The organism is Plantactinospora sp. CNZ320, from assembly GCF_002846275.1.
The window spans coordinates 7,354,879-7,366,678 of record NZ_PJMP01000001.1 but is presented as its reverse complement, the minus strand read 5'-3'; the positions used below and the strand labels follow the sequence as shown (position 1 = coordinate 7,366,678).

The 11,800-nt window shown below is 72.6% G+C and carries 11 protein-coding genes; 8 read left to right on the top strand and 3 right to left on the bottom strand.

The window, feature by feature from the left end; translation table 11 throughout:
- Positions 1-3: 3 nt before the first annotated feature.
- Positions 4-1,086: a uroporphyrinogen decarboxylase gene (hemE, locus tag CLT71_RS32965; protein ID WP_101370532.1), complete on the bottom strand. Its 1,083-nt coding sequence runs from the start codon at positions 1,084-1,086 to the stop codon at positions 4-6.
- A gap of 158 nt (positions 1,087-1,244) precedes the next feature.
- On the opposite strand from hemE, the gene CLT71_RS32960 reads away from it, so the two are divergent.
- Both CLT71_RS32960 and CLT71_RS32955 read left to right on the top strand, forming a co-directional pair.
- Positions 1,245-1,817, top strand: a complete 573-nt coding sequence (locus CLT71_RS32960; protein WP_101370531.1) for a DUF3000 domain-containing protein — start codon at positions 1,245-1,247, stop codon at positions 1,815-1,817.
- A gap of 263 nt (positions 1,818-2,080) precedes the next feature.
- Positions 2,081-3,403, top strand: coding sequence for a ribonuclease D (locus CLT71_RS32955; RefSeq protein ID WP_101370530.1), 1,323 nt, complete (start codon positions 2,081-2,083; stop codon positions 3,401-3,403).
- Between the two features lie 128 nt (positions 3,404-3,531).
- On the opposite strand, the gene galE is transcribed toward CLT71_RS32955, so the two are convergent.
- On the bottom strand, positions 3,532-4,569 hold the full coding sequence (gene galE / locus CLT71_RS32950) for a UDP-glucose 4-epimerase GalE (protein ID WP_101371997.1): 1,038 nt from the start codon (positions 4,567-4,569) through the stop codon (positions 3,532-3,534).
- A gap of 188 nt (positions 4,570-4,757) precedes the next feature.
- Between galE and CLT71_RS32945 the strand changes: the two genes are divergently transcribed.
- The 6 genes from CLT71_RS32945 (at position 4,758) to CLT71_RS32920 (ending at position 11,027) form a co-directional block, all read left to right on the top strand.
- The gene (locus CLT71_RS32945) at positions 4,758-5,954 is read left to right on the top strand and encodes an acetyl-CoA C-acyltransferase (RefSeq protein ID WP_101370529.1); all 1,197 of its coding nucleotides are present in this window, start codon (positions 4,758-4,760) and stop codon (positions 5,952-5,954) included.
- Entirely contained in the window at positions 5,951-8,053 is a 2,103-nt protein-coding gene (locus tag CLT71_RS32940) for a 3-hydroxyacyl-CoA dehydrogenase NAD-binding domain-containing protein (protein ID WP_101370528.1), read from the top strand. Before CLT71_RS32945 ends, CLT71_RS32940 begins: the two co-directional genes overlap by 4 nt.
- A 303-nt stretch (positions 8,054-8,356) precedes the next feature.
- Entirely contained in the window at positions 8,357-9,283 is a 927-nt protein-coding gene (locus CLT71_RS32935) for a B12-binding domain-containing radical SAM protein (RefSeq protein ID WP_486483582.1), read from the top strand.
- Positions 9,187-9,654 carry a methyltransferase domain-containing protein gene (locus CLT71_RS36735; protein WP_486483745.1) on the top strand — a complete coding sequence of 156 codons (468 nt, stop codon included), beginning with the start codon at positions 9,187-9,189 and terminating at the stop codon, positions 9,652-9,654. Before CLT71_RS32935 ends, CLT71_RS36735 begins: the two co-directional genes overlap by 97 nt.
- A gap of 54 nt (positions 9,655-9,708) precedes the next feature.
- A complete protein-coding gene (locus CLT71_RS32925) occupies positions 9,709-10,056 on the top strand; it encodes a PadR family transcriptional regulator (RefSeq protein ID WP_101370526.1) in 348 nt (115 codons plus the stop codon).
- Entirely contained in the window at positions 10,053-11,027 is a 975-nt protein-coding gene (locus tag CLT71_RS32920; protein ID WP_101370525.1) for a hypothetical protein, read from the top strand. The genes CLT71_RS32925 and CLT71_RS32920 overlap by 4 nt, the downstream gene beginning before the upstream one ends.
- Before the next feature lie 173 nt (positions 11,028-11,200).
- Here CLT71_RS32920 and CLT71_RS36730 read toward each other — a convergent pair whose 3' ends face one another.
- Entirely contained in the window at positions 11,201-11,584 is a 384-nt protein-coding gene (locus CLT71_RS36730) for a VOC family protein (RefSeq protein ID WP_143743700.1), read from the bottom strand.
- Between the last annotated feature and the right edge of the window lie 216 nt (positions 11,585-11,800).

The window sequence follows — 11,800 nt, the reverse complement described above, 5'->3', positions numbered from 1 at the left end:
CGGTCAGCTCGCGGACGCCTCGTGGACCAGGGCGACGACCCGGGTCAGCACCTCGGGGTCGGTCTCCGGCAGCACGCCGTGCCCGAGGTTGAAGACGTGCCCGGCGGCGGCAGCGCCCTCGCCGAGCACCCGGCGCACCTCAGCCTCGACCACCGGCCAGGGCGCGAAGAGCACGGCTGGATCCAGGTTGCCCTGCACCGCCTTCTCCGGCCCGATCCGCACCGTCGCCGCGTCCAGCGGGGTACGCCAGTCCACCCCGACCACGTCCGCACCGGCCTCGCCCATCGCGCCGAGCAACTCGGCGGTGCCGACCCCGAAGTGGATCCGCGGCACGCCCGCGCCGGCGAGCCCGCGCAGCACCGTGGTCGAGTGCGGCAGCACGAACCGGCGGTAGTCGGCCTCGGAGAGCGCACCGGCCCACGAGTCGAAGAGCTGCACGGCCGAGACACCGGCACCGATCTGCACCCGCAGGAAGGCGAGGGTGATCTCGGCCAGCCGGCCCAGCAGCGCGTGCCAGACGTCCGGTGCGCCGTGCATCAGCGCCTTGGTGCGTACGTGGTTGCGCGACGGCCCGCCCTCGACGAGATAGCTGGCCAGGGTGAAGGGCGCCCCGGCGAAGCCGATCAGCGGGGTGTCGCCGAGTTCGGCGACGAGCAACCGGACCGCCTCGTCCACAAACGACACGTCGGACGGGTCGATGGGGCGGATCCGGTCGACGTCGGCGAGCGTGCGCACGGGTTCGGCCACCACCGGGCCGGTGCCGGGCACGATGTCCAGGTCCACCCCGGCGGCGGCGACCGGTACGACGATGTCGCTGAACAGGATCGCGGCGTCCACGCCGTGCCGGCGTACCGGCTGGAGGGTGATCTCGGTGACCAGTTCCGGCCGGCGGCACGACTCCAGCATCGGGATCCCGGCCCGCACCTGCCGGTATTCCGGCAGCGATCGACCGGCCTGCCGCATGAACCAGACCGGGGTGTGTGGCACCGGCTCTTGCCGGCAGGCCCGGACGAACGGCGAATCGGCCGGGCCACCGCTGGCCGGCTGGTCGTCTCGGGCCGCGTTGCCCGCAGTCGTGGTGCTCATCGGCGCAATCGTGCCACGCGCCCCGATCCCGCCGACGCGCACCGCCGGGTTTTGTGGCCTGCCGGACGTACTCCGGTGGGGCCGGCGCCGGGCGGACGGGCCGGACCGACCGGCGCGGCGCCCCACCACGGCGCCGACGATCGGCTTAGGCTGCGGATATGGCCTCCCCGATCGTCCAGCCCGAGACCTTCGCCCGTGCGGTGGCCGGGTTGCGGTCGGCGGCGCCGCGCGCGGAGATCGTACTGGAGGAGGTCGGCGCCCCCCAGCGGCTCGCCCCGTACGCCTTCGCGCTGGCCGCGACCGTGCGGCGCGACGGTGAGGAGGTGGCCAGCGGCCGGCTCATCCTGCTGCACGACCCGGCCGGACACGAGGGCTGGGAGGGGACACTGCGCCTGGTCACCTACGTCACCGCCGACCTGGAGATCGACCTCGCCGCCGACCCGCTGCTTCCCGGGGTCGGCTGGACCTGGCTCACCGACGCGCTCCACGCGCGGGACGCGGCCTACCGGGCGCTCGGCGGCACGGTGACGCAGACCATGTCGACCCGGTTCGGTGAGCTGGCCGGCCCGCCGGCTGCCGGTGACATCGAGATCCGCGCCTCCTGGACCCCTGTCGACGACGACCTGCGGGCACATCTGCTCGCCTGGTGCACGCTGCTGGCCTCCACCGCCGGCCTGCCGCCGCCCGGTGTGACAGTGCTGCCGCACTCCCGGCCGGCCGGCGCCGCCTGACGACCGGCCGGCGCCGCGCACTCGACGCGGGCGGCGGCGCGCACTCGACACGGGCGGCGGCGCGCACTCGACACGGGCGGCGGCGCGTACTCGACACGGGCGGCGGCGGCTGGCTGGCAGGGCCGGACCTGCGCCGCTGACAGAGCCGGACCCGCGCCGAACCTCGTACGCCCCAATCGCTTCACCAGCCCCAGGCGTCCCCGGAGCCGACTCGCCGTACCGGCTGCGCGCCGGTGAATCTCGGCGAAGACTAGGGTTGTCAGGTGACCGACGAACCACCCCTGCGCCGTCGGGCCGCGCAACGCCGAGCAGGGGACGAGCCGCACAGCCTTCCGGCGTCCGCGCCGGACTCCGAGACAGTGGGGCCCGACCCAACGCCCGGCGGGCCCGTACCGCTTCTCACCCCTCGCGACGGCACCCCGGCCCCGGTCGAGACATCCGCCGGCCTGGCCGACGTGGTGTCCCGATTCGCCGCCGGGACCGGCCCGGTCGCCGTCGACGCCGAGCGCGCCTCCGGCTACCGCTACAGCCAGCGTGCCTACCTCGTCCAGCTCCGCCGGGCGGGCGCCGGCACCGCGCTCATCGACCCACTCCCCCTCGGCGACCTGCGCACCCTCGACGAGGCGATCGCCGACGCCGAGTGGGTGCTGCACGCCGCCAGCCAGGACCTGCCCTGCCTCGCCGACCTCGGGCTCCGGCCGAGACGCCTCTTCGACACCGAGCTGGCCGCCCGGCTCGCCGGTTTCGAACGGGTCGGCCTGGCCGCGCTGACCGAGCAACTGCTCGGTTTCACCCTGGAGAAGCACCACTCGGCGGCAGACTGGTCCAGCCGGCCGCTGCCGGAGTCCTGGCTGACCTACGCCGCACTGGACGTGGAGATGCTCACCGAGCTGCGGGACAGGCTGGCGGCCGAGCTGGAGCGGCAGGGCAAGGCGCAGTGGGCGGCCGAGGAGTTCGCCGCGCTTGTGGCCTGGGGGGCACAGCCGGCCCGGCAGCGACCGGACCCGTGGCGGCGTACCTCCGGCATCCACCGGGTGCGGGGGGCGCGGGCGCAGGCCCGGGTGCGGTCCCTCTGGTACGCCCGGGACGAGATCGCCGCCCGCCGCGACTCGGCACCCGGCCGGGTACTGCCGGACGCCGCGATAATCGCCGCCGCCGAGATGGACCCGAAGGACGAGCGGACCCTGCTGATGCTGCCCGGTTTCGGTGGCCGCTCGGTACGCCGGCTCGTCCGGACCTGGCTGGACGCCCTCGCCGACGCCCGGCAGCTGCCCGACGACGCGCTGCCGGTGAGCCCGACGGTCGACGGGCCGCCCCCGCCGCACCGCTGGGCCGAACGGGACCCGGTGGCAGCGGCCCGGCTGGCCCGGTGCCGCGAGGTGGTGACCCGGATCGCCGCGACGCACACCCTGCCGCCGGAGAACCTGATCACTCCCGACTCGGTCCGCCGGCTGGCGTGGATCCCGCCCGAGGAGATCACCCCCGACACGGTCGCCGAGACCCTGCGCGGGTACGGCGCCCGGGGCTGGCAGGTCGGCCTGATCGCCGAGGAGCTGGCGGTGGCGCTCGCCGAGCCGAAGAACTGACTCGGGCCCGCTCAGGCCCACTCCGGCCCGTCGGCGGCACAGCCTCCGGCGGGCGGGGGCGGGACTGTGGCGGTGGCACGGCTCGTCGACCGGCGGGAGCGGTGGCACGCCCCGCCGGCGGGCGGGGGTCAGCGGCCGGCGGAGTGGTGCAGGTGCAGGGCGGGCCGGCGGAGGCCGAGGAGTTCGTCGCGGATCCGGCACCACTGCACGGCGTGCCGGATGCCGTCGGCGACGGAATACTCGGGCTTCCAGTCGAGCAGCAGCCGGGAGCGGGTGCTCCGGGTGAACGAGCCGGCCGCGTCGCCGGGGCGGGGCGGGGCGTCGCGGGTGCGTACCGGCCCGACCGCCTCGGTGAAGGCGGCCACGAGTTCCCGGACGGTGGTGCCGTCCCCGGTGCCGAGGTTGACCGCCTCCACCGACCGGCCGCCGCCGGGCGGCAGGATCTCGTCGAACCGGCGCAGCGCGCAGACGTGCGCCCGGGCCAGGTCCCAGACGTGGATGTAGTCGCGGATTCCCGAGCCGTCCCGGGTGGGCCACTCGGTACCGGTGATCAGGAACTCCCCGCCGTCGGTCCAGGCGTCGATGAGCTTGCCGAGCGCGTGCGTCGGCCGGGGCAGCTGGAGGCCGGTACGCAACCGGGGATCGGCACCGATCGGGTTGAAGTAGCGCAGCGAGAGCGCCCGCAGCCCGGTGGCCCCGGCGGTGTCCGCGAGCACCGTCTCCATCATCGCCTTGGTCCGGGCGTACGGGCTGGCGGGCTCCAGCGGTGAGTTCTCGTCGACCGAGAGGTCGGCGCCGGCACGGTAGATCGCCGCCGAGGAGCTGAAGACGTAGCGGGTGATCCCGTTGCGGAGCACGTGTTCGAGGAAGTCGAGCGACTTGGCGACGTTCTCCCGGTAGTAGCGCAGTGGCTCGCTCACCGACTCCGGCACCACGATCAGCGCTGCCGCGTGCACCACCGCGCCGATCTCGGGATGCTCGGCGAAGATCCGGTCCACCAGCGTGCCGTCGGAGATGTCGCCCCGGTAGAAGGTACGTCCCCGGGTGAACTCGACCCGTCCGGTGCAGAGGCTGTCCAGGATGACCGGTTCGATGCCCTCGTCCAGGCAGGCCGAGGCGATGGTGCTGCCGATGAAGCCGGCACCACCGGCGATCAGCACCTTCACCCGCACTCCTGGCCGATTCGGAAGTTTTTTCGCTATTGCTCGGTGTTTAGCCGCCAATAGCGGGATTACGGAGACTTCAGCCGGACGATATGTGGTCCGAGCCACACGGGGGGCGCGAACGACAGTAGTTACTGGCTAGTAGCATCCGAGGTACCGCCCACCCGGGCCCCTGCGGCAAGGAGGCTCCAGTGCCCCGTGAAGTCCGGGACGTCGTCTTCGTCGACGGCGTCCGCACCCCGTTCGGCAAGGCGGGTGGGATGTACGCCCACACCCGCGCCGACGACCTGGTGATCCGCTGTATCCGCGAACTGCTGCGGCGCAACCCGCAACTCCCGCCGGAGCGGGTCGACGAGGTGGCCATCGCCGCCACCACCCAGATCGGCGACCAGGGCCTGACCATCGGCCGTACCGCCGCGCTGCTCTCCGGGCTGCCCAAGACCGTGCCCGGGTACGCCATCGACCGGATGTGCGCCGGGGCGATGACCGCGGTCACCACGGTGGCCGGCGGGATCGCGATGGGCGCCTACGACGTGGCGATCGCCGGTGGCGTCGAGCACATGGGTCGGCACCCGATGGGCGAGGGCGTGGACCCCAACCCGCGGATCCTGGCCGAGAAGCTCGTCGACCCCTCCGCCCTGGTGATGGGCTCCACAGCCGAGAACCTGCACGACCGGCTCCCGCAGATCAGCAAGGAGCGTGCCGACGCGTACGCGCTCGCCTCACAGGTCAAGACCGCCAAGGCGTACGCCAACGGCAAGCTCCAGCCCGACCTGGTGCCGGTGGCGACCCGCGACCCGGAGAGCGGCTGGGGACTCGCCACCGCCGACGAGGCGCCCCGGGAGACGTCGCTTGCGAAGCTGGCCACCCTGAAGACGCCGTTCCGCCCGCACGGCAAGGTCACCGCAGGCAACGCGGCCGGGCTCAACGACGGGGCCACCGCCAGCCTGCTCGCCGCCGAGGACGTCGCCCGGGAACTCGGGCTGCCGGTGTCGATGCGCCTGGTGTCGTACGGCTTCGTCGGGGTGGAGCCCGAGGTGATGGGGTACGGCCCGATCCCGTCCACCGAGAAGGCGCTCCGGATCGCCGGTCTGTCCATCGACGACATCGGCCTCTTCGAGCTGAACGAGGCGTTCGCGGTGCAGGTGCTCGCCTTCCTCGACCACTTCGGCATCGCCGACGACGACCCCCGGGTCAACCCGTGGGGCGGGGCGATCGCCATCGGCCACCCGCTCGCCTCCTCCGGGGTACGGCTGATGACCCAGCTCGCCCGGCAGTTCGCCGAGCACCCCGAGGTGCGGTACGGCATCACCGCGATGTGCATCGGTATCGGCATGGGCGGCACGGTCATCTGGGAGAACCCGAACTGGGAAGGCGGCGAGAAGTGAGCACGAGGAGTGAGCCGGGGAAAGAGGTGGTCACCCGGTCGCTGCTGCGCCTGGTGCGGGTGCCGGGGCTGGACCGGCCCGCCGCACTCATCACTCTGGACAACGGTTTCGACCACACCAAGCCGAACACCTTCGGTCCGGCCGGACTGTCCAGCCTGGACAGCGCGATCACCGAGGCGCTCGCCGCCGATCCGGCGTTCGTGGCGGTGACCGGAAAGCCGTACATCTTCTGCGTCGGCGCCGACGTGACAGGCATGCCGCTGCTCGCGGACCGGGACCAGGCCCGCGAGATCGGCCGGCTCGGCCACCGGGTCTTCGGCCGGCTGCGCACCAGCACCGTGCCGACCTTCGCCTTCGTCAACGGCGCCGCGATGGGCGGCGGGCTGGAACTGGCGCTGCACTGCCACTACCGGACGCTCTCCGGTGGCGCCGCCGCGCTGGCCCTGCCCGAGGTCTCACTCGGGCTCGTTCCCGGCTGGGGCGGCACGCAACTGCTGCCCAACCTGATCGGCATCGCCGGTGCGGCCCAGGTGATCATCCAGAACCCGCTGATGCAGAACCGGATGCTCAAGCCGAAGCAGGCCGCCGAGCTGGGCATCGCCGACGTACTCCTCGAACCGGCCGACTTCCTGGAGCGCTCGCTGGAGTGGGCCGCGCAGGTGGTCCGCGGCGAGGTCCAGGTGACCCGGCCGGAGGTCGACCGGGAGATGTGGGACGGCGTGCTCTACTTCGCCCGGCAGACGCTGGACCAGCGGCTGCACGGCGCGGTCCCGGCCGCGTACCGGGCGCTGGAGCTGCTGGAGCGGGCCCGGGAGGCGCCGGACACCCCCGCCGACGGCGACCCGGACGGGCTGCCGGCCGGGATGGCCGCCGAGGTGGAGGCGCTGGCCGAGCTGATCTTCAGCGAGGAACTGCGCAGCGGGCTCTACTCCTTCGACCTGGTGCAGCGCCGGGCCAAGCGGCCGGTCGGGGCGCCGGACAAGAGCCTGGCCCGGCCGGTGACCAAGGTCGGCATCGTCGGCGCCGGCCTGATGGCGTCGCAGCTCGCGCTGCTCTTCGCCCGCCGGCTCCAGGTGCCGGTGGTGCTCACCGACCTCGACCAGTCCAGGGTGGACAAAGGCGTCGGCTACGTGCATGCCGAGATCGACAAGCTGGTCGGCAAGGGCCGGCTCCCCGAGGGTACGGCCGCCAAGCTGCGCGGCCTGGTCAGCGGCTCGGTCGACAAGGGTGTCTTCGCCGACGCCGACTTCGTGATCGAGGCCGTCTTCGAGGACCTGACGGTGAAGAAGCAGGTCTGGGCGGAACTGGAGAAGATCGTCTCCCCGGAGGCGGTACTCGCCACCAACACCTCCTCGCTCTCGGTGAGCGCGATGGCCGCCGACCTGGAGCACCCGGAGCGGGTGGTCGGTTTCCACTTCTTCAACCCGGTCGCGGTACTGCCACTGCTGGAGATCGTCCGGGCCGAGCGGACCGACGACGCCACCCTGGCCACCGCGTTCGCGGTCGGCCGGGAGCTGCGCAAGTCCTGCGTACTCGTCGCCGACGCCCCGGCGTTCGTGGTCAACCGGGTGCTGACCCGGTTCCTCGGCGAGATCTTCGCGGCCGTCGACGCCGGCACCCCACCCGAGGTGGCGGACGCCGCACTCGACCCGCTCGGCCTGCCGATGCGCCCGCTGGCGCTGCTGCAACTCGTCGGGCCGGCGGTGGCGTACCACGTCGGCGGGACGCTGCACGCCGCCTTCCCGGACCGGTTCGGGGTCAGCGAGAACCTGCGCCGGATCGCCGAGTCGGGCAAGCCGCTGGTGGTCGACGGCGAGGTCAACCCCGAGGTGGCCGGGCTGCTGGAGGTCGGTTCCGCACCGCTGCATGCCGAGGAGGTACGTCGGCGCGCGCTGGACGCGCTCGCCGAGGAGATCCGGCTGATGCTTGACGAGGGTGTGGTCGCCGAGCCGCAGGACGTCGACCTCTGCATGCTCCTCGGTGCCGGTTGGCCGTTCCACCTCGGCGGCGTCACGCCGTACCTGGACCGGACCGGCACCACCGAGCGGGTCACCGGCCGCCGGTTCCTGCCCCCGGGGCTGGCGAGCCTGCCCGCCTGATCCGGCCCTCGATCGCGGGTGGTCAGGGACCTGTCCCGGCGAGTCGCACGGCGCGCTGTGCGACCTGGTCCCTGACCACCACGATCCGCCGGACGCCGCTCGCGTCCGGCGATCTGTCTGCCCGACCGGGCGGGGGCGCCGGCCGGACAGGGCTCAAGATTCGCGTACCGGACTGAACTGCCACTGGACGTGCACTGGATTCGTCCCGCCGGGGGGACTGGGGAGCACCCCCGGCGGGATCCTTCACCGAGTCTCCACGGCGGGAACACACTCGCCCCGCACCGGCTGCCTACCGTCGCTGGCATGCGCGTCAAGCTGATCCTGCCGGCCCTGACCGAGGCGACGAGCCCGTTCTTCCGACCGATCAAGTACTCGCTGTTCCCGCCGCTGGGCCTGGCCACCCTCGCCGGCTATCTGCCCGAGGACACCGAGGTGAGCCTGCACGACGAGCACGTCGAGCGGCTGGACCTGACCGACGACCCGGTCCCGGACCTGGTGGTGATCCAGGTCTACATCACCTCGGCCCGCCGCTCGTACGAGATCGCCGACCACTACCGGGCCCGTGGCGCGTACGTCGTCCTCGGCGGCCTGCACGTCACCGCGTTGCCGGACGAGGCGGCGGCACACGCCGACACGATCTTCCTCGGCCCGGGTGAGGACACCTGGCCGAAGTTCCTCGCCGACCTGCGCCGACGCGAGCCGAAGCCCCGGTACGTCTCCACCACCCGGACCCTCGCCGGCCTCCCCCCGATACGCCGGGACCTGATCGCCCGGCACCGCTACCTGGTCCCGAACTCGATAGTGGTCTCCCGGGGCTGCCCACACCACTGCGACTTCTGCTACAAGGACGCCTTCTTCGAGGGCGGGAAGTCGTTCTACACCCAGGCGGTCGACGACGCGCTGGCCGAGATCGAGCGGCTCCCCGGCCGGCACCTCTACTTCCTCGACGACCACCTCTTCGGCAACCGGCGGTTCGCCCGGGCCCTCTTCGACGGGATGGCCGGAATGGGCCGGCTCTGGCAGGCCGCCGGCACCGTCGACGCGGTACTCGCACCGGACCTGCTCGAACGCGCCGTCGACGCGGGGCTGCGCAGCCTCTTCGTCGGTTTCGAGACGGTAAACGACCCGCCGAGCTGGCGCTCCCCTGCCGGTACGTCGTCGCCCGGCTGCCCGGCGCCCCGCTGCGGGACGGCTGCGCCGACCTCGTCTACACCGGCAAGGGCGCGCTGATCTGGATGCCCGATCTGGCGGCCTGGGCCCGGGACGTCGCCCGGCTGCTCCGCCCCGGTGGCCACCTCTTCGTCTACGAGGGTCATCCGGCGGTACCGCTGTGGAGCTGGGACTCCGACGAGCCCCGGATCCGGCCGGACCGCAGCTACTTCGGCCGGTCACACGTCAACGACACCTTCCCCGGGCACGGTGCCGTGGAATGGCAGTCGACGCTGGGCGAGGTGGTCAACGCGGTACTCGGGGCCGGCCTCGAACTGCGCCACCTCGCCGAGTTCCCCGAACCGTTCTGGCGGCCGGGCGGGGTCTCGGCGGCCGCCTGGCAGGGTCGGCTGCCCAACACGTACGCCCTGCTGGCTCGGCTGCCGGGCTAGCCAGGTCGACCGGACGCCGTTGCTATATATATCGTGCTGCGATATATATAGAGCATGGAAATCAGCGAGCAGACGTTCCTGATCCTCTCCGCCCTCGCCGACCAGCCTCGGCACGGCTACGGCGTGGTGACGGAGGTCGACGAGATGACCGGCGGCAGGATCCGGCTGCGCGCCGGCACCCTCTACGGAGCCCTCGACCGTCTCGTCACCCAGGGACTCATCGCCCCCGACCACGACGAGGTGGAGAACGGCCGGCTACGCCGCTTCTACAGACTGACCGACGCGGGGGCAGAGGCCATCCGCGCCGAGAGCCGGCGGATGGCCACCGCGGTCCGGCTCGCCGAGGAACGCCTCAACAAGCGTGCCGCCCGCACCGCCCCGCGCTTCGGGACCAGCGGATGAACCCGGACGTGAGCCCGCTGGAGCGACGATATCGGCGGCTGTTGCGGCTGCTGCCGGCCGCACACCGCAGCGCCCGTGGCGAGGAATTGCTCGGCCTGCTGCTGGACCTCGACCACGGCCGCCGACACCCGAGCTGGCAGGAGACACTGCACATCATCGCCCTGGCGATCCGGCTACGACTCAGCACGCCGGTCGCCACCGCAGCCCTCAGCACCGCACTCAGCGCCCTGCTCGTCGCCGTCGGCACCCAGCCCGCCGGCAGCGTCCTGGATCTGTTCACCGGTGCCGTCCTCGCCACCGACATGCCGGCCGTCATCTCCGGTTGGCCGCGACTCGTCGCGCTCGGCCTGCTGCCCCTCGCGCCGCTGATCGCCTGGCTGTGCGGCGCGACCCGGACCGCCCTGACCGTGCAGGCGATCCTCCTGACGGTCATGGTCGGTTGGTTGGTCGTCGACATGCTCAGCGGTGCCGGCCTGGGAATCAACCCCGGCCAACGGCTCTTCGCGTACGTCGTACCGGTCCTGATCGTCGTACTGCTCGCGATCGCCGTCCGCGAGCGGTGGCCCGCGCCCCGGCCGCAGCTGTTCTGGTGGGCCCTCGTCCCGCTCGGGATCCTCGCCTGGAAAGGCACCGGGGAATGGGGACGCCACGGCGTGTACGTTGTCGACGCCGTGCCGACGATCCTCGGGATCCTCACCGCCGCCACCGCCGCTGGCGTAGCCGCCCTCGCGGTCCGCCGCCACCGGCCCGCCGTCGTCGTCGGCGTCGGACTCACCGGCTTCGTCGCCGGATGGCTCATCCCCGATCCGCTGCTCTCCAACACGGCGATGCGGCACTTCGACGGTCAGCCGCTACCACTGGCGATCCTCATCACGGTGATCGCTGTCATCCTGACCGGCATCAGTCACCTGGCCCGTCGGCACAACTCCCAGCTGCGGTCGCCATCACCCGACGAACCTGCGACGCACTGAACACCAGCCTCGACTCGGACCAGCCGCGCCCACAACGCCGGATCCGCTCAGCGCAGCCGGCTGGCGGTGGGCGGTGTCCCCGAGACGGAACCTGGCCCGGTTCCCCCACCCCGCTGCGGGTGGGGGAACCGGGCCAGGTCCGTGTCACCGACTCAGCGCCGGTACGTCGTGGTTCAGCCGGCGCGCTCGCCGGCGCTCCGCTCGACGCAGAACTCGTTGCCCTCCGGGTCGGCGAGCACCGCCCAACCGGTACCGTCCGGCCGCCGGTGGTCGGCGACCAGGGTGGCACCGAGCCCGAAGAGTCGCTCGACCTCCTCGTCCCGGGTACGGTCATTCGGTTGCAGGCAGATGTGCAGCCGGTTCTTGCCCGACTTGCCCTCCGGAACCCGCTGGAAGAAGACCTGCGGGCTGACGCCGTCCGGCGACACGAGGGCGATCTCCTCGTCGCCGGGCTGGTCCTCCGGGTGCAGGGACCGGTCCAGCACCCTCGCCCAGAAGCTGGCGAGCTGGTACGGGTCGGCGCAGTCGAAGCTGACGTTGTGGATGACGGAACTCACGGATCCTCCATGCTGGAGTGTGCGCCTCGCGGAGGAACGCGGATCGGTCAGCGGTGGCCGATGCGAGGCGCGGGACAGGACAGCGCAACCATCTACCGCACCTCCTCCCATGATCCGGGCTGACGGCGGCAAGCCTCGCACGAGGCGCCGGGATCGGCAACCCGGATTCACACCGTGCCCGGCCCTGCCCCTCGGCGTGGGCATGGCGCGACGACA